General features: G+C 71.5%; 13 protein-coding genes. 3 read left to right on the top strand and 10 right to left on the bottom strand.

Annotated features, from left to right (window positions below; genetic code table 11):
- Positions 1 to 50: 50 nt before the first annotated feature.
- Positions 51 to 1,328: a sigma-70 family RNA polymerase sigma factor gene (locus FREUN1FDRAFT_RS23040; protein ID WP_006542624.1), complete on the bottom strand. Its 1,278-nt coding sequence runs from the start codon at positions 1,326 to 1,328 to the stop codon at positions 51 to 53.
- A 990-nt stretch (positions 1,329 to 2,318) separates the two neighbouring features.
- Here FREUN1FDRAFT_RS23040 and FREUN1FDRAFT_RS23035 point away from each other — a divergent pair.
- Entirely contained in the window at positions 2,319 to 4,016 is a 1,698-nt protein-coding gene (locus FREUN1FDRAFT_RS23035) for an amylo-alpha-1,6-glucosidase (RefSeq protein WP_232295358.1), read from the top strand.
- Positions 4,017 to 4,143: 127 nt separating this feature from the next.
- A complete protein-coding gene (locus FREUN1FDRAFT_RS23030; protein WP_006542622.1) occupies positions 4,144 to 4,377 on the top strand; it encodes a helix-turn-helix domain-containing protein in 234 nt (77 codons plus the stop codon).
- Between the two features lie 249 nt (positions 4,378 to 4,626).
- Here FREUN1FDRAFT_RS23030 and FREUN1FDRAFT_RS23025 read toward each other — a convergent pair whose 3' ends face one another.
- The 3 genes from FREUN1FDRAFT_RS23025 to FREUN1FDRAFT_RS46645 all read right to left on the bottom strand — a co-directional run bounded on the left by FREUN1FDRAFT_RS23025 (position 4,627) and on the right by FREUN1FDRAFT_RS46645 (position 9,245).
- Positions 4,627 to 7,656, bottom strand: coding sequence for a vitamin B12-dependent ribonucleotide reductase (locus FREUN1FDRAFT_RS23025; protein WP_006542621.1), 3,030 nt, complete (start codon positions 7,654 to 7,656; stop codon positions 4,627 to 4,629).
- Between the two features lie 460 nt (positions 7,657 to 8,116).
- Positions 8,117 to 8,698: a transcriptional regulator NrdR gene (gene nrdR / locus FREUN1FDRAFT_RS23020; protein WP_006542619.1), complete on the bottom strand. Its 582-nt coding sequence runs from the start codon at positions 8,696 to 8,698 to the stop codon at positions 8,117 to 8,119.
- Positions 8,699 to 8,993: 295 nt separating this feature from the next.
- The gene (locus FREUN1FDRAFT_RS46645) at positions 8,994 to 9,245 is read right to left on the bottom strand and encodes a LysM peptidoglycan-binding domain-containing protein (RefSeq protein WP_006542618.1); all 252 of its coding nucleotides are present in this window, start codon (positions 9,243 to 9,245) and stop codon (positions 8,994 to 8,996) included.
- A gap of 1,087 nt (positions 9,246 to 10,332) precedes the next feature.
- Between FREUN1FDRAFT_RS46645 and lexA the strand changes: the two genes are divergently transcribed.
- Positions 10,333 to 11,082, top strand: a complete 750-nt coding sequence (lexA, locus tag FREUN1FDRAFT_RS23010; RefSeq protein ID WP_006542617.1) for a transcriptional repressor LexA — start codon at positions 10,333 to 10,335, stop codon at positions 11,080 to 11,082.
- A gap of 156 nt (positions 11,083 to 11,238) precedes the next feature.
- Here lexA and hflX read toward each other — a convergent pair whose 3' ends face one another.
- The 6 genes from hflX to FREUN1FDRAFT_RS22980 form a co-directional block, all read right to left on the bottom strand.
- Complete coding sequence (gene hflX / locus FREUN1FDRAFT_RS23005) at positions 11,239 to 12,747, bottom strand: GTPase HflX (RefSeq protein ID WP_006542616.1); 1,509 nt, start codon at positions 12,745 to 12,747, stop codon at positions 11,239 to 11,241.
- Positions 12,748 to 12,936: 189 nt separating this feature from the next.
- A complete protein-coding gene (gene dapF / locus FREUN1FDRAFT_RS23000) occupies positions 12,937 to 13,872 on the bottom strand; it encodes a diaminopimelate epimerase (RefSeq protein ID WP_006542615.1) in 936 nt (311 codons plus the stop codon).
- Positions 13,869 to 15,026 (bottom strand): EAL domain-containing protein, encoded by a 1,158-nt coding sequence (locus tag FREUN1FDRAFT_RS22995; RefSeq protein ID WP_006542614.1) that lies wholly within the window; start codon positions 15,024 to 15,026, stop codon positions 13,869 to 13,871. Before FREUN1FDRAFT_RS22995 ends, dapF begins: the two co-directional genes overlap by 4 nt.
- A 53-nt stretch (positions 15,027 to 15,079) precedes the next feature.
- Positions 15,080 to 15,979 carry a tRNA (adenosine(37)-N6)-dimethylallyltransferase MiaA gene (gene miaA, locus FREUN1FDRAFT_RS22990; RefSeq protein WP_006542613.1) on the bottom strand — a complete coding sequence of 300 codons (900 nt, stop codon included), beginning with the start codon at positions 15,977 to 15,979 and terminating at the stop codon, positions 15,080 to 15,082.
- Complete coding sequence (locus tag FREUN1FDRAFT_RS22985) at positions 15,976 to 16,764, bottom strand: hypothetical protein (RefSeq protein ID WP_006542612.1); 789 nt, start codon at positions 16,762 to 16,764, stop codon at positions 15,976 to 15,978. The genes miaA and FREUN1FDRAFT_RS22985 overlap by 4 nt, the downstream gene beginning before the upstream one ends.
- On the bottom strand, positions 16,761 to 17,775 hold a 1,015-nt coding region (locus FREUN1FDRAFT_RS22980; protein ID WP_006542611.1), incomplete at its 5' end, for a MiaB/RimO family radical SAM methylthiotransferase. The genes FREUN1FDRAFT_RS22980 and FREUN1FDRAFT_RS22985, both read right to left, overlap by 4 nt.

Below are 17,775 nucleotides of genomic sequence, written 5' to 3'. Positions count from 1 at the left end.
GCCCGCGTTGCCGGCGCCCATCAGACGACCTCGGCCCAGCCGCCCGCTCGTCAGTCGAGGAACTCGCGCAGCCTCCCGGCCACGGCGGGCTTACGCAGCTCGCGCAGCGTGTCCCGCTCGATCTGGCGAATGCGCTCACGAGTGAGCCCGAGCCGGTTGCCGACCTCGGCGAGCGTGTGCTGCTTTCCGTCAGCGAGACCGAAACGCAGCCGCATGACCTCGCGCTCACGCGGGTTCAGCGCGCCGAGGACGTTGTCGATCTCGTCCTGCATCGCGCCGTAGGACGCCGCGTCGGCCGGCGACGTCGCATCCGAGTCCTCGATGAAGTCGCCGAGCACGGAGTCGCCGTCGTCACCGACGGACGTCTCCAGGCTCACCGTGTCCTGCGCGTAACGGCGCAGCTCGACGACCTGCTCGATCGGCATGTCCAGCTCGAACGCGAGCTCCTCGTCCGTCGGCTCACGGCCGAGGGTCGAGACGAGCTGGCGCTGCAGCCGGGTGATCTTGTTGATCTGCTCGACCACGTGAACCGGGATACGGATCGTCCGGGCCTGGTCGGCCAGCGCGCGGCCGATGGCCTGGCGGATCCACCAGGTCGCGTAGGTCGAGAACTTGTAGCCCTTCGCGTAGTCGAACTTCTCGACCGCGCGGATGAGGCCCAGGTTGCCCTCCTGGACGAGGTCCAGCAGGGTCATGCCGCGGCCGCTGTACTTCTTCGCCACCGACACCACGAGGCGCAGGTTGGCGGAGACCAGCTGCTGCTTGGCGGCCTGGCCGTCGGTGACGAGCAGGCCCAGGTCACGGCGGAGGTCCTCAGCGAGGCCCTCGTCGGTCTCCAGCTTGTGCTCGGCGAACAGCCCCGCCTCGACGCGCTTGGAGAGCTCGACCTCCTGAGCGGCGTTGAGCAGCGGAACCTTGCCGATCTCGCGCAGGTACATGCGGACGAGGTCCGCCGTGCCGGCGTGGTCGGCGACGGTCCGGCCAGGCGTGGTGGCGCCGGCCGGGGCGCGCTCGCTTTCCTCTTCCTCTTCGACGAGGTCGATTCCAGCGGCGCCGAGACGTGCGATCAGCGCGGGCAGCAGCTCGACGCCGATGTCAGCGGCCTCAAGGGCCTCGCGAAGCTCGGCACGGCTGAGCTCCCCGGTCTCGCGACCACGGGCGATGAGCTCGGCGACAGCGGAGACGTCGAGCTCATCGAGCTCATCGGGGACCGCGGCGAGGGTGCGGCTTGGAGCGTTACGGACAGGAGAAGCGGAGCGACGGGGGCGCCGCGGACGCGGGCGTGACTCGTCGGTGCGCTCGGCTAGTTCCAGGGCAGGCAGCGTCATCAGTGGCAGATCCGATGGTCGGTGCGGGTGGGTCGTCTACTTCCTTGCACGTGGAGGTAACGACCGAAGAGGCGCAACCATTCCCGTGCAGGCACAGCCGGACGTCAGCGATCGCCGGGCCTACAGAGAAGTGTAGACCCCTGCCTTCGGGACGCTGAACCCGCTGTCGCGAAGACTACCTGGCAGATCGCGCGCTGTGGTGAGAACGAGCAACTATCTCGGCGACTTCCACGGTCAGTCCTCGACTGTCAGTGACAGTTCACAACGCAGCGTCGCCGTAACACCACTTTCGGGAGTTCGATCCAGAGATCGGCGTCACCTTCCGCGCGCCGCGACGAGGGTCCGCCACGCACGCCCTCCGCCCGCGAACACCATCCAACCAGCTGCGCCGACGTCACAGAGAGACGATCAGGCCACTGACAGACCGAGTCTGTACCCCCATGAGCGCCTCTTCACCCATCCGGAGCGCCGCCACCAGCGAGAGACGGATCACATCCGAACCACACGGCCGCCGCCGCGACGTGAGCCGATCCACAGGCAACCGGCCCGCCGTCGCCGGCGGATGTATTCCGGGTAACGACTCGCGACGCTCACGGACCGCATCGACCCTCGCTCCCCTGCGCCACCGAACCGCGACTTCTTCGCCCGGACGACGGAGTCGGCGCGCACCAGCCGGCCAGAAGCGGACCCTGACGTAGATCTTCCCGCAGCAAGACCGATGATCACTCTTGGTAACGACTCATGGTGTACAGCCCCGCCGCGAGGCGCGCCCACCACCGCACCCGGCACCTCGGCCACGCACGCCACCCCACACCCACCGCAGGAGCCCCGAACCTGGCGTTTTTGCTGATTCACCGGCGAACGACGCGCCCGATGCAACGCTTCGGTAGCCCCTGGGCAACCTTCTTCCACACCCCCGGCCGCGCCGGTGACCCCCACCAGACGAGCACGGGGTGTAACCGCTACTCTCACACGATGTCGGTTTCCCCGATGCCCGCGCAGTCCTCGTCCAGCCCGATCACGCCGGCCTCCGCGCGTGGCGCCTCCCCTGCCGCGGCGCCGCCGGAGACGCCGACCGGCCGCGCCGCCGACCACCCCACGGTGGGGGCGGCAGGCCCCAACCGGCCACTGGCGGACCCGGCCGGCAGCGGTGCCGTGCCCGCTGTCGACGTCCCCCGCCCAGCCGGCCCGGCCGACCCGGTCGATGTGATGCCCACCACTGTCGAGGCCGCCGGGTCCCCCGCCGGCACAACAGTGCCCGCGGCACCGTCAGCACCCGCCACGCCGCCGGCACCACCCGTGCCGTCGCCAGCCGGCGAGATTCCGCTGCCGGCCGACCTCGCCGCGTTGCGCGAGACGGCCGTCGGCGTCCTGCGCGCGAACGACCTCGGTGACATCACCCGCCCGTCGCCGACCCTCTACCCACACCAGTGGCTGTGGGACAGCTGCTTCATCGCCATCGGGCTGCGCCACCTCGACCCCGCGCGGGCCGCGGCCGAGCTGCTCTCCCTGCTGCGGGGCCAGTGGCCGGGCGGCATGATCCCGCACGTGATCTTCGCGGAGACGACCGACTACTACCATGCGGGCCCGCAGCGGTGGCGCTGCGACCGCGTGTGCACCACCGCGGGCGGGGTCCAGTCGACCGGGGTCACCCAGCCACCCATGATCGCCGAGGCGGCCGTCCGGGTCGGGGAGGCCATGACCCGCAACGAGCGGGTCGACTTCTACCGGCGCCTGGCACCCGGGCTGATCCGGTTCCACGAGTGGCTCTACCGCGAGCGCGACCCCGACGACAGCGGGCTGGTCGCGCTGGTCCACTCCTGGGAGTCGGGCATGGACAACACCCCGACCTGGATGGAGATGACCAAGCCGGTCGCCCCGCGCACGGTGCGGGCGCTGCGCCGGATCAACGGCGACGACGCGCTCGACGCGCTGCGCCGTGACTCCAAGGAGGTGCCGCCGGACGAGCGGCTGACCTCCGCGGACCTGTTCACGCTGTACCGGATCGTCCGCGAGCTGCGCCGCAGCCGCTACGACTTCCGCACCATCCGGGACACCTTCGTCCCACTGGTGCAGGACGTCGCCTTCAACGCGATCCTGATCCGCGCGAACGAGCACCTCGTGACGATCGCCGACGAGGCGGGTATCCCGATCCCCCGCTGGCTGTCCCGGTCGATGCGGCGCAGCCGCGCGGCCATGAACGAGCTGTGGTCGGACGGTCTCTACTTCAGCCGGGACTTCCGCACCGGCGAGCTCCTGCATCACCCCACCATCGCGAGCTTCCTGCCGCTCTACGCCGGCGTCGTCCCGGACGACCAGGTCGACGGCCTGGTCAAGACCCTCCTGTCGCCGCGGTACTGGGCGAGGTACGGCATCGCCAGCGTGCCGACCGACGACCCGGCTTTCCTGCCGCGCTGCTACTGGCAGGGCCCCGTCTGGGTCAACATGAACTGGCTGATCGCCGACGGGCTCGACCGTTACGGCCGCCGGGAGGCCGCCGACGCGATCCGCGCGAACACCGTCGAGGTGATCCGCGCGTCCGGATCGATGTTCGAGTACTACTCGCCGCTGGACGGCTCCGGCGCCGGCAGCAACCGCTTCTCCTGGACGTCGGCCCTGCTCATCGACATCCTCGCCACCCACCCGCAGGTGGGCCTGACCAGCGCGGACAGCACGAGGAATCCGTGACAGGAAGCCCGTGAAAACCGTGACAGAACTGCCGTGTAATCCGTGACCGGAGGCCCGACAGATTCGTAGTTGATGTAGCGATGTCGGCCTGACCACCCACCTCTGAGTCCCGTGCCCGGGAGCGGGGATGGCGTACACCGGGAAGGTCACCAGCGCCGAGTCGCTCGGGCGGATCCTGCGGCAGGCCCGCCTGCTGTCCGGGCTGAGCCAACGTGAGCTGGCCCGCCGGCTTGGCACCACGCAGAATTACGTCTGGGAACTGGAGGCCGGCAAGCGGTCCATCATGATGGACCGCCTCTTCGCCGCCATGCGTGCAACCGGCATGGAGCTGACCGCGACCGTCAGACACTCCCATGGCTGATCTGGCCGTGGAGCTGAAAATCCCGAACCCCGCGCTGCCGCTGCTGCCGGACAAGTTCTGAGAACCTTGGTCGCAAGGGAGCCCGTCGCAGAACCCCGAGCCTCGGACTTCCGCCGATGCCGCTGCTCCCGAGCAAGAAGTGAGGATTTCGGCTGCTGAAACAACCGAAATCCTCACTTCTTGTGGATTGCCAAGCAACCCTGCGTCCCGTTGGCGCGCCCCGCCGTGCTATGGCGCTACGGCGCAGCGTCAGCTGCAGCCGCTGGTGGAGCCGCACTGCTCGCAGACGTAGCAGCTGCCGGCCGGGCGCATGTTCACCCCGCAGGTGAAGCACAGCGGGGCGTCGACGGCGGTCTGCGCGGTGAGCGAGCCGCCCGGCATGGCCACGCGGAGCTCACGCGCCACCAGCTCCGGACCGGCGCCGGCCGCCGGACCGGCCAGGCCGCCCAGCCCGACCGGCGAGGTCGCCCCGGCCTGCGCGACCCGGCCGGTGCCCGATGCACCGGCACCAGCGCCCGCGGCGGGCGCTGGATCGCCTTCCACCGGTGCGGACGTCCGCAGCGCCTCGATGTCGACCTCGGGGTCCGCCGGGCCGGCGGCCGTGCCGGCGGACTGCTCGGACAGCTTCCTGGTCCGCTCGGAGGCGGACAGGATGCCGAGCTCCTCGCGCTGCTCCTCGGTCAGGTAGTCCAGCGCCAGCCGGCGGAACAGGTAGTCCATGATCGACTGGGCGATGCGCACGTCCGGGTCGTCGGTCATGCCGGCGGGGTCGAAGCGCATGTTGATGAACTTGCTGACGTAGGCCTCCAGCGGGACGCCGTACTGCAGCGCGATGGAGATCGCGATGGAGAAGGCGTCCATCACGCCGGCGAGCGTCGAGCCCTGCTTCGACATCTTGATGAAGACCTCGCCGAGGCCGTCATCCGGGTACGACCCGGCGGTCATGTAGCCCTCGGCGCCGCCGACGGTGAACGAGACGGTCTGCGACGGGCGCTTCTTGGGCAGCCGACGCCGGACCGGGCGGTGCTCGCCGGGGCCGGCGGGCCACTGCGGGAGCCCGGCCGCGGTGACCCCTGCGGGTGCCGCAGCCGCGGCACCCGCGAGCGCGGCGTCGGCCGCGGCGGCCACACTGGCGGCCACGCCGGCGGCCGCCTCGGCGTCCCGCTTCGCGCCCTTCACATCGGTCAGCGGCTGGCCGACCTTGCAGTTGTCCCGGTAGATCGCCAGTGCCTTGAGCCCGAGCCGCCAGCCTTCGAGGTAGATCTCCTCGACGTCGGCGACCGTGGCGGTCGACGGCATGTTCACCGTCTTGGAGATCGCCCCGGACAGGAACGGCTGGACCGCCGCCATCATCCGGACATGCCCCATCGGGCTGATCGCGCGGTCACCGATCGCGCAGTCGAAGACCTCGTAGTGCTCCGGACGCAGGCCGGGGGCGTCGACGACATGGCCGTGCTCGGCGATGAACTCGACGATCGCCTCGGTCGTCTCCTCCGGGTAGCCCAGCGCCCGCAGCGCCGCCGGCACCGTCTGGTTCACGATCTTCATGCTGGCGCCGCCGACCAGCTTCTTCATCTTCACCAGGGCCAGGTCGGGCTCGATCCCGGTGGTGTCGCAGTCCATCGCCAGCCCGATGGTCCCGGTCGGGGCGAGCAGGCTGACCTGCGCGTTACGCCAGCCGTTCTTCTCCCCCACCGACAGCGCCCGCTCCCACTCCTTCGAGGCGGCCGCGATCAGCCGGGCGTCCTCGGTGTGGACGGCGCGGACCGCGTCGTTCGCCGCCGCGTGCTTGCGCACGACGCGGCGGTGCGCGTCGGCGTTGCGGGCGAAGCCGTCGTACGCCCCGACGGTTCCGGCGAGCTCCGCCGAGCGGCGGTAGGCCGTCGCCGTCATCAGCGAGGTGATCGCCGCGGCGAGCGAGCGCCCGCCCTCGGAGTCGTAGGCCCGGGCACTCGCCATGAGCAGCGCGCCCAGGTTGGCGTAGCCGATGCCGAGCTGGCGGTAGGCCCGGGTCACCGTGGTGATCTCGGGGGTCGGGAAGTCCGCGAAGCAGATCGAGATGTCCATCGCGGTGATGATCAGTTCGACCGACGCGACGAACGCCTCGGCGTCGAAGGTGCGATCCGGCCGCAGGAACTTCATCAGGTTCAGCGACGCCAGGTTGCAGCTGGAGTTGTCCAGGTGGACGTACTCCGAGCACGGGTTCGACGCGGAGATCCGCCCGGACTCGGGGCAGGTGTGCCAGTCGTTGATCGTCCCGTCGTACTGGATGCCAGGGTCGGCGCATTCCCAGGCCGCCTGGGCGATCGTGGTGAACAGCCCACGGGCGTCCACCGACTCGATCACCCGGTTGTCCAGCCGGGCGCGCAGGTCGAAGGACGTCCCGTCGACGACGGCCCGCATGAACTCGTCGTTGACCCGGACCGAGTTGTTGGCGTTCTGGTACTGCACCGAGGCGATGTCACGGCCGCCGAGATCCATGTCGAACCCGGCGTCACGCAGGGCACGGATCTTGTCTTCTTCCCGTGCCTTCGTCTCGACGAACTCGACGATGTCGGGGTGGTCGACGTCGAGCACGACCATCTTCGCCGCGCGGCGGGTCGCGCCGCCCGACTTGATGGTGCCTGCCGAGGCGTCGGCGCCACGCATGAAGCTGACCGGGCCGGACGCCGTTCCGCCGGAGGAGAGCAGTTCCTTCGACGACCGGATCCGGGAGAGGTTCAGGCCGGCACCGGACCCGCCCTTGAAGATCAGCCCCTCCTCCCGGTACCAGTTGAGAATCGACTCCATGGTGTCGTCGACGGCGAGGATGAAGCAGGCCGAGACCTGCTGGGGCGCCGAGGTCCCGACGTTGAACCAGACCGGGGAGTTGAAGCTGAACACCTGGTGCAGCAGCATCCAGGTGAGCTCGTGCTCGAAGGTCTCGGCGTCGTCCTCGGAGGCGAAGTAGCCGTTCTCGCGGCCGGCCACTGCGTAGCGGTGCACGACCCGGTCGATGAGCTGGCGCAGCGACGACTCGCGCTCGGCCGAGCCGAGCGCGCCGCGGAAGTACTTGCTGGCAACGATGTTGGAGGCGTTCACCGACCAGGCGGCCGGGAACTCCACCCCGCGCTGCTCGAAGTTGACTGAACCGTCACGCCAGTTCGTCATGACGACGTCCCGGGTCTCCCACTCCACCTCGTCGTAGGGGTGGACGCCGGGCGTGGTTCGAACCCGCCGGATCTTCAGGCCAGCCACCTTCGCGGCCGATCTGCTGCCCTTGCCGCGGGTCTCGGTCATGGCACTCCTCGTGTTCGCTTTCGACAGGTTCAACAGCGGCGGCCGGGGTTACCTGCCCGATGAGCCCGGTCCATGCCGGCTCGGCGCTCGCCGGGCAGCTGACCCCGCCGTTGGGTGGCACGGCGAAATGACCGGATCAGCCTCGTTGCCGATCGGTCCGACGTGCTTTGGGATCTGTGGCGGCGCAGGCGACCACGCCGTCGGTGCGCGATGCGGTGACGGCTGTGGTGGCGCAGGCGACCGCCGAATGCGGTGGTTCGTGGCGGTGGTGGCGCGATGTGGCGCGGCGGTCAGGGCGCGATCACGGTGCTGTGGTCAGTCGCGGTGGTCAGTCCGCGGTGGTTCAGTGCGGTGCGGTTGCCGGTGCGGTTGTCAGTGATACGCCCGGTGGCGGGGATGCCCCGGCTTCCTGGGCCGCCCCACACCCGACCCGGCCTGGCGGAAGCCGCATCCGGCCCCCTCAGGGGCCCGCGGCCGCGCGCAGGCCCGGCGCGGCGGCGAGGTGCGGCCCGCGGGTGAGCCCGGCGGCGCCCAGCTCCGGGGCGGCGGCCCGGGACGACTCCGCCGGCGGGGCGCCACCGGCATCGGAGCCCTGCCCCGCGTCGGCACGAAGCGCCGCGATCGCCACCTCGAAGTCGGCGAGCGACTCGAAGGCCAGATAGACCGAGGCGAACCGAAGGTAGGCAACCTCGTCCAGCTCCCGGAGCGGGCCGAGTATCGCCCGGCCGACGTCCTCGGCAGCCACCTCCGCGGAGCCGGAGGAACGCACCGTCTCCTCGACCCGCTCGGCCAGCAGGGCGAGATCGTCCGACCGGACCGGGCGCCCCTGGCAGGCCTTGCGCACGCCCACGATCACCTTGGCCCGGCTGAACGGCTCGGTGGCACCGCTACGCTTGCGCACCCGCAACGAAGCTTCCTCCATCGTCGTGAACCGGCGCCCACACTCCGAGCACGCTCTGCGCCGCCGGATCGCGGCGCCTTCCTCGGCCTCCCTGCTGTCGACGACACGGCTGTCGGAATGGCGGCAGAAGGGACAGCGCACGACACACTCCTCTCCGCTCCGGGCGGCTTGGCTGCCACACGCGGAGCGCGCCCCAGCAGGTGCCCACATGCCACCGGCCGACCACCCTCCAGGGGTGGCCAACTGACAACCTGTGGATATCGATGCACAACCTGTGGACGACTTACGGTGCTGTAACTACAAGATGTTGTGTTCACCGTAGCGCACGCACCCGACAGGTCCGACACCGGCCCTCCGGCGTGTCGCTGCCGCGGGGCCGCCGCCACTCCATCGGCAGCCGATCCCGCCCGGCGGCCGGCCGTCGGCAGGGCCACCGTCAGGGCAGGCAGAGCGGCTGGCCGGGAACGAGGTCCACGGTGGGCAGATCGTTCAGAGACATGAGCCGACGAACAACCGCACGGGTGTCGGCCTCGGGGTCGATCCCGCGCGCCACCTCCCAGAGCGTCTCGCCCGGGCGCACCACGTGGGCCTGGCAGTCCACCGGGGTGGCCGTGAACGCCTGCGACGCGGTGACCAACGCCAGCGAGAGCACCAGCGCGCCGGACAGGCACGCGAGCGCCGCGAACACGAGCCTGCCGCGCCGGGTCAGCCTCAGCGGAGGCTGTTGCCGCGGGCGGCGTCGCGAGCCTGGGCGGGGCCGTTGCGAGCCTGGGGACAGGGCTCGCGAGCTCGGAGACGAGCTGCGCCGCAGACTCGGCCACCGGCGCCGTGGTCTCGTCCGTAGCCTCTGGCCGCCGGGCGGCGGCAACGCGTACCCGACGGCGCGGGCACGCCATTCCAGCCCAGGCATCTCGATGACCTGGGCCTCGACGCGCTCGACCGCCACCGAGGACGGCTGCGCGCCGCACGGACCCGCCGCGGGCGAAGGACCACTGCCGAGACAACGAGAAGGGGCCGAGCGATGCGCCGGCCGCCGATCACCACCACGCACGGCCCTGCCCCGCACCGCCTGGCCGCGCACCACGACGCCGCTGACCGCCGCACCACGGCGAGTACGAGGACGCGGACGCGCGCGACCACCATGGCCGCCTCCCGCCGGCACACCTCCTCCGACGGCCGCGGACCGCCGCGCCGCGCCGACGCGGAACACCCGACACCCAGTACCGGCTCCCCCGCCGCGCGCCCTGTCGCCATCCGCGATGTCAACATCGCCAGCAGCCACGCCAACGTCGCCGGCGGCCGAGTGAAGGTCACGGTCGGCCGCATCAGCATCGACAATGGCGATATCGACAATGGCAACGTCGGTCACGTCGGCATCAGCCAGACCGGCGGGGGAAAGATCAGGGTCGGCCGGATCAGCGTCGGCCGGATCAGCGTCGGCCATGTCAACCTCCCAGGCGCGAGCATCCGCTCGATCGAACACCTGAGCGATTCTTACACGGCCGCCACGCACACTTCCCCCGACACGCTCGAACAGACGTTTGAGATTCGGCGACCGGCCGACTACCGTCAAGGACGATCAGTTGTGGACGATCGTGCGAGAAGAAGCGAGCACGGAAAATCCACCCGAACCGGTCAGAAGCTACTAATAGGACAAAGTGGTAGATCGACCGGGTGGCCCGCCGGATGCGGAACCGCCGAGCCCCCGGTCGCGGAGAAGCCGGTAGCGGGCGAAGCCCCGCCGCCGGATGCATCGACAGGGAGAGCGGTAGGCGATGACCAGCCAGGCACGGGGTACCCGCCGAGGCGACGCCCGCGGCAATGTCCGGGATCTTCCCGACAGCCCCGCGGACGCCTCAGGCCTCACGCAACGACAGAAGGGGATTCTCGAGGTCATCCGCGCCGCGGTGGAGCAGCGCGGCTATCCGCCGAGCGTCCGCGAGATCGGCGAGGCTGTCGGCCTGACCAGCACCAGCAGCGTCGCGCACCAGCTCAAGGTGCTCCAGGAGAAGGGCTTCCTGCGGCGCGACCCGAACCGGCCGCGGGCCATGGAAGTGCTGCCGATCGGCGGCCAGAAGGCGGGCGCCCGGCTGCGCTCCGCAGGCGGCAGGCCGGCGGAGGTGGGTGGTGCCGTCGCGGCCGAGGCCGGCACCCCGACCTACGTTCCGCTCATCGGGCGAATCGCGGCCGGCGGGCCGATCCTCGCGGAGCAGGCCGTCGAGGACGTCTACCCGCTCCCGCGGGAGATCGTCGGCGAGGGCACGCTGTTTCTGCTCAAGGTGGTCGGGCAGTCGATGATCAATGCGGCGATCTGCGACGGTGACTACGTCGTCGTCCGCCAGCAGCCGGTCGCCGACAACGGCGAGATCGTCGCAGCCATGATCGACGGCGAGGCGACGGTCAAGCGCTTCCGCCAGCGCGACGGCCGGGTGTGGTTGGCGCCGGAGAACCCCGCGTTCTCCGACATCCCGGCCGAGGACGCGACCATCCTCGGCCGGATCGTCGCCGTGATGCGCCGGGTCTGACCCGAATGCGACCCCAGGGGGCGCTGACCCCCTGGGGAGAGCCGGCCATAGAGCCAGCCGCCATGCCGAGCCAGGCGGCGGCCCTGGCTCGGCTGCCCGCCGGCTCGGTCGCCCGCCGGCTCGGTCATCTCCGAAGCGGGGTCGGCTCCGAAGCGGTCAGCTCCGAAGGGCTCCAGCGACCCTGAAGGGCTCCAGCTCGGCGGCAAGGCTCACCGGCACCCGGGCCGCCACCGCCGTGCCCGCGCCGGTGTGCTCGACGCTCAGCACCTCGCCGTCGCGGTGGATCCGGGAGACGAGATCACCACGGGTGTAGGGCACCAGCAGCGACATCTCGATCTCCGGGTGCGGTATCCGCTCCGATAGGGCGTCGACCAGCTCCGCCAGGCCCGTTCCGGACCGCGCCGAGACGAAGATGGCGTCCGGAACCGCCTTGCGCAGCACCGCCAACGTCGTCGGATCGACCGCGTCGACCTTGTTGACGACCACGAGCTCGGGAACCCCGGCCGCGTCGATCTCGGCGAGCACCTCACGGACCGCCGTGATCTGCCCCATCGGGTCCGGCGCCGAACCGTCGACGACGTGCAGGACGAGATCCGCGTCCACGACCTCCTCCAACGTCGACCGGAACGCCTCGACGATCTGGTGCGGCAGATGCCGGACGAAACCGACGGTGTCGGCCAGGGTGAACACCCGCCCGTCGGGCAGGGTCGCCCGCCGCACGGTCGGGTCGAGGGTCGCGAACAGGGCGTCCTCGACGAGCACACCGGCTCCGGTCAGACGGTTGAGCAGCGAGGACTTCCCGGCGTTGGTGTACCCGGCGATCGCGACCGCCGGCACGGCACCCCGCCGCCGCGACGAGCGCTTCGTCTCCCGGACGGTGGCCATCGCGGCCAGCTCGCGCCGCAGCTTGGCCATCCGTGTGCGCAGCCGCCGCCGATCGGTCTCGATCTTCGTCTCACCAGGACCGCGGGTACCGATGGGCGCCCGGCCACCGCTGCTGGCGGCGGCCCGGGACATCGACTCACCCCAGCCACGCAGCCTCGGAAGCATGTACTGGAGCTGAGCCAGCTCCACCTGGGCCTTGCCCTCCCGGGACGTCGCATGCTGGGCGAAGATGTCGAGAATGAGCGCCGTCCGGTCGATCACCTTGACCTTGACGACCTCTTCGAGCTGACGCAGCTGCCCGGGGGTCAGCTCACCGTCGCAGATCACCGTGTCCGCACCGGTCGACGCGACGACCTCCGCGAGCTCGCGGGCCTTGCCGGAGCCGACGAAGGTTGCCGTGTCCGGCCGGTCGCGGCGCTGCACGAGCGCGTCCAGCACCATGGAGCCTGCGGTGGTGGCGAGGGCCGCGAGCTCCGTCATCGACGCCTCGGCCTCCAGGAGGGTCCCAGAGGTCCACACACCGATCAGCACCACCCGCTCCAGTCGGAGCTGGCGGTACTCGACCTCGGTGACGTCCTCGAGCTCGGTGGTGAGACCCGGGATGCGGCGCAGCGCGCCACGCTCCTCCAGGTCGAAGCCGTCGCCCTGTTCGTCGAAGAAGGAGAACCCCTCGTCGTCGCCGAGGAGGACCACGCCCCCGTCGTCGCCGTCGAAGCTCGGGCTCAGGTCTGGGTTCGGGTACCGGGTGGACGCCATGGCGGCGTCAGCGGGAAGACTCATACCATCCGTTCTCAACGCGGCACGGTGACCGTTGCATTCCGCCCGCCCCGTTCGGGAGCGGGCCGGTGCCGCTGTACCCGGGCTCGGTGCCCCGGCGCAGCGGAACCTCCGCAGCCCCAGGGTGACACGCCGCTGCCGCGACCGCGAGCCGTTTATCGGCCCGGCGCCCGGTAAGAACGGCCCTGTCGGTCAGCTCCGGCCGGTCCCGGCGGGAACCAGTGCCTGTGCACCGGCAGCCGCAGTACCAGAGGCGACCCCGGTGGCCTGGCGGATCCATTCGGGACGAAGGACACCGTCAGACACAAGAACGGCGGGACCGCGCAGAATGACGGTCGTCTCCCGCCAGTCGACGGTCAGGCGCCCGCCGGGAAGATCGACCAGCACCTCGGACGGCGGCGTACCGCCCACCCGCGCAGCCCACGCGACCGCCACCGCGCACGCCCCGGTGCCGCAGGAGGCCGTCTCGCCGACGCCGCGTTCGAAGACCCGCATCGCGACGCCATCCGCACTCGGCACGACGACCTCGACGTTCACCCCGTCGGGGAAGGCCTCGGCAGGGAAGACGGGAACGCCCAGGTCCAGGCGCGCCAGCTCGGACGGCCCCAGGTCGTCGGCGAAGCAGACCGCGTGCGGGTTGCCCATCGAAACGCCGACCGCGGCGAACTCGCGGCCGACCACGGTGACCGGCACGGTGCCCGAGGCGAACTCCGGCGGGCCCATGTCCACGCTCACGTCGCCTGCCGGCGGCACGTCGACGGAACGCAGGCCAGCCCGGGTGGCGATCACGAGGCTGCCGGGCATCTCGTAGCCGGCGTCCACCAGATACCGCGCGAAGACCCGGACTCCGTTGCCGCACATCTCGGCGATGGAGCCGTCGGCGTTGCGGTAGTCCATGAACCAGCGGGCAGCACCTAGGTAGGCCGCCGCCGCGGGCTCCGCGGCGACGAGGACCACCCGCAGCACCCCGTCGGCACCGACCCCTGTTCCGCGGTGGCAGATCGCGCGCACCAGCTGTACCGACAGGTCGAGATCACCGTCAGCATCCGGAAGGATGACGAAGTCGTTGCCTGTCCCGTGTCCCTTGACGTACCGCACGCGGCGATCGTACGGCCCCGGGCACCTCATCCGGCCGTGGCCGCCCGAGAGCGGTCGCCACGTCCGGAACTGCCGGGACGTCCGTTCTGCGAGTCCTGGCACGCCCTGGCCGGGTCGCGTGGCGGTGCCGCGGGCGGCGGGCCCGCGTGCGTCCGCCGGCCCGCATGACCGTTTCCCGGGCCCGCCCTGTTCGCAGCGTTGCCGGAGCTGGCCGAGCTGCCGGAGTAGGCCCAGCTGCCGGAGTAGGCCGAGTCGGCGGAGTAGGCCGAGTCTGCGGAGTAGGCCGAGTCGGCTGAGCTGGCTGAGCTCGAAGGATTCGACGGCTCGCCGGTCGGACGACGGGTGCCGACGCCCTCCCGGGAGTCCGTCCACGGCTTGTACCAACGGTCCGGCCGACCCCGGCCGAGCGCGATCATCCGGGCGTCCTCGACCGGAACGGGCGGGCAGAACAGCGGACCGCAGACCCGGTCGCATTCCGTCCGCCCCACGGCGGCCGCCAGCGCCGCGGTGTCGACGTCCTCGGCGACCACGACCATGCGGCGGCGGTGCGCGATCTGGAGCATGGACGCGAAAACCGCCTGCCCCTCCAGGTCGCGGATAGTCGCCCGCAGGAAGCGCCCATCGATCCGCACGAGGTCCAGCGGCAGCTTGTCGAGCGTCGCCACCGACGCGGACCAGGTACCGAACGAGTCGACGCCGACCGCGACGCCCAACTCGCGCAGCCGCCCGAGCAGGTGGGGCAGGCCCGGCGGCGCGAAGGCCAGCGTGTTCTCGGTGAACTGCAGCCCGATCGCCCCGGGTGACAGCGACCGCCCGAGGACCAGCCGCTCGATCTCGTCGAAGAAGTCCGGCCGGCCGAGCTGGGAGCTGTCGACCCGCACCCACAGCCGGGGCGGGCGGACCCCGGTTCCCGCCGCCATGCGATGCCAGGTGCGCGCCTCGGTGACCGCCATCCGCAGCACCCACTGGTGGACCTGGCCGACCAGCCCCGCGGCCGCCGCGACCGGCATGAAGTCCGCCGGGCCCAGCAGGCCCAGCTCGGGATGCGCCCAGCGGGGGTACGCCCGCATGCCGGGCACGGAGCCGCTGCGCAGGTCGACATCGGGCTGGTAATGCAGGCGCAGCGTGCCGTCGTCGAACGAGGCGTACAGCGAGGGAACCAGGCCGATGTCGAGCACGGTCACGTCAGACTCCAGACGCCGTGTTCCAGACGCCTCGGCAGGAGGCCGACCACCCGTCAGAGCGAGCCGACCAGACGTCGCACCTCGGCGAGATCCGGAGAGTCGAACCAGGATATCCGCCGATCTCGCCGGAACCACGACCGTTGCCGCCTGGCGAAACGCCTGGTGGCAACGGTCGTGGCCGCCTTGGCCTCGGCCATGGAGCCCATCGCCCCGTCGAGCGCGGCCAGGACCTGCGCGTAGCCGAGGGCCCGCGAGGCCGTGCGTCCGTCCCGCAGGCCCTGTGCGGCCAGCCCTTCGACCTCCTCGACCAACCCGGCGCGCCACATCAGCTCGACGCGGCGTTCGATCCGCTCGTCGAGGTCAGGGCGATCGAGACCCACCTGGATCACGTCGTAGATCGAGCTGTGTTCCGGAAGGGTGGCCACGAAGGTGCCGGTCAGCTCGACGACCTCCAGCGCCCGGACGATGCGGCGCCCGTTGCTGGGCAGGATCGCCTCCGCCGCGTCGGGGGCCAGCGCCGCGAGACGGGCGTGCAGGGGCCCCGGCCCGACCTCGGCCAGCTCCCGTTCGAGCCGCGCGCGCACCGCCGGATCCGTCCCGGGAAAGGCTAGGTCGTCCAGTACCGCGCGCACGTACAGGCCCGAGCCGCCGACGAGGACCGGAAGCCGGCCCGCCGCGAGCAGTCCGTCGATGACGGCCCGTGCGTCGCGCTGATAGCTGGCGACGTCCGCCGTCCGGCTCACGTCCCACACGTCGAGCAGGTGGTGCGGGATCCCGCGGCGCTCCTCGACCGGGATCTTTGCCGTGCCGATGTCCATTCCCCGGTAGAGCTGCATCGAGTCGGCGTTGACGATCTCCCCGCCGAGCTCCAGGGCGATCTCGACGGCCCAGTCGCTCTTCCCCACGCCGGTCGGGCCCACCACCGCGACGACGGGGCCACGGCGTTCGTTCAATGGCCGCTTCGCTCCCACCCGACGACAAGGTAGCCGACGCCGAACGGCGCGTCGTCGTAGCGGACCTCGCTGTGCCAGGACCGCGCCGGATCCGTCGGCGTCGCCCGGCGCAGGGCACCCGCGAGAACCTGCCAGGACGCCCGGCCGGGTGCGAGGAGATCCCTGGACAGCTCGGGGTCGAGGGCGAGCAGGGCGTCGACGTCGAGGGCCGCGAGCGCCGCGGCGACCGACGCGTCGTGGGCGTCGGCGCGCGGGTCGAGACTGCCGGGCGCCTTGACCGTGCGGCGGGCGCTGGCATCTCCCATGATCAGAAGAGCGAGCCGCGATCCGTCCGCCGCCGCGGCGTCGACGAGGCCGGCCCCCAGCTCAGCCGCCGCGGCCGGAGTCGTCGTGGCGGGCACGCCGCGGGCCGCACAGGGCCCTGCCCACCCCGCCTCGCCCAGCAGCCAGGCGCCGATCGTCAGCGAGAGCGGGAGGCGCCGCCTCGAGCTCACGCCCGCGCCTGCGGCCGAGGCCGTGGTCTTCACCGTGGTCTTCGCTGTCGCCGGCCGGGCGAGCGGAAAGGTCAGATCGACCCCGAAACCGGCGAGTGAGCCGACGGACGTCTCGTCATAGACCGCCTCCGTCGCGTCGTCTCCGACCAGCACGATCCGATCCGGCTCCAGCGCGCACAACCGGCGCACCGCCGCCAGGGCCTGATCCCGGACGTCGATCGGGTCCCTGCCGGCGACCTGCGGGACGAGCAGCGGCGGGTGCGGGCAGACGGCCGCGGCGAGCAGCGTCACCGCGCGGCGGGCCCGGTACGCAGGGTCGGCATCCCCAGCGAGACGGCGGGCTGCCCTGAGCCCGCGGACACCGGCCCGGCCGGCGACAGAACCTCCGTGCCAGCCTCGGAGTCGGCCTCGGAACCGCGCGCTCTGGCGGCCTCCCAGGCATCGCCGGCGGTGGTCCGCCGGTGGCTGTGCAGCGGGCCGTCGGCGGTGAGGTGGTGCGGGGCACCCCTGGTCACCACGGTCTCGATCACGTCGCCCGGGCGCACGACACCGTCCTGGGCGTGCGGACCGGTCACCAGAAGATGGACGAGCCGGCCGTCTCGCGCCCGGCCGGAGAGCCGGCCGGTCTCGGAGTCCTTCCGGCCCTCGCCCTCGGAGACGAGGATCTCGACCCGGCGCCCGACCTGCGCGCGGTTCTCCGCCCAGGACATCTCGTCCTGCAGGCTCGCGAGCCGCTCGTAGCGCTCGGAAACGACCGCGGGGTCGACGGCGCCGTCCATCTCGGCGGCCGGTGTGCCCGGCCGGGGCGAGTACTTGAAGGTGAACGCCCCGGCGAAACGAGCAGCGCGGACGACGTCGAGGGTGTCGGCGAAGTCCTCCTCGGTCTCGCCGGGGAAGCCCACGATGATGTCGGTCGTGATCGCCGCGTGGGGAATGGCCTCGCGCACCCGCTCGACGATTCCCAGAAAGCGCTCGCGGCGGTAGCTGCGCCGCATCCGCCGCAGCACCGCGTCGGACCCGGACTGCAGCGGCATGTGCAGCTGTGGGCACACGTTCGGGGTCTGCGCCATCGCCTCGATGACGTCGTCGGTGAAGTCGCGGGGATGCGGCGAGGTGAAGCGCACCCGCTCCAGGCCCTCGATGTTGCCGCAGGCGCGCAGCAGCCTCGCGAAAGCCCCCGGGTCGCCGAGTGACCGCCCGTAGGAGTTCACGTTCTGGCCGAGCAGGGTGATCTCGAGCGCGCCCTCCGCCACCAGCGCCTCGACCTCCGCGAGCACGTCACCGGGGCGCCGGTCACGCTCA

The sequence above is a fragment of the Parafrankia sp. EUN1f genome, from assembly GCF_000177675.1.
GTDB lineage: Bacteria > Actinomycetota > Actinomycetes > Frankiales > Frankiaceae > Parafrankia.
The sequence above is the reverse complement of the archived record's forward strand: the minus strand, read 5'-3'. Positions and strand labels throughout refer to the sequence as shown.

Bases quoted from the DNA above. Each gene is read 5' to 3' on its own strand.
- FREUN1FDRAFT_RS23030 (WP_006542622.1), top strand. From the start codon at position 4,144: ATGGCGTACACCGGGAAGGTCACCAGCGCCGAGTCGCTCGGGCGGATC.
- FREUN1FDRAFT_RS23035 (WP_232295358.1), top strand. From the start codon at position 2,319: ATGCCCGCGCAGTCCTCGTCCAGCCCGATCACGCCGGCCTCCGCGCGT.
- lexA (WP_006542617.1), top strand. From the start codon at position 10,333: ATGACCAGCCAGGCACGGGGTACCCGCCGAGGCGACGCCCGCGGCAAT.
- hflX (WP_006542616.1), bottom strand. From the start codon at position 12,747: ATGAGTCTTCCCGCTGACGCCGCCATGGCGTCCACCCGGTACCCGAAC.
- dapF (WP_006542615.1), bottom strand. From the start codon at position 13,872: ATGAGGTGCCCGGGGCCGTACGATCGCCGCGTGCGGTACGTCAAGGGA.
- FREUN1FDRAFT_RS23025 (WP_006542621.1), bottom strand. From the start codon at position 7,656: ATGACCGAGACCCGCGGCAAGGGCAGCAGATCGGCCGCGAAGGTGGCT.
- FREUN1FDRAFT_RS23040 (WP_006542624.1), bottom strand. From the start codon at position 1,328: ATGACGCTGCCTGCCCTGGAACTAGCCGAGCGCACCGACGAGTCACGC.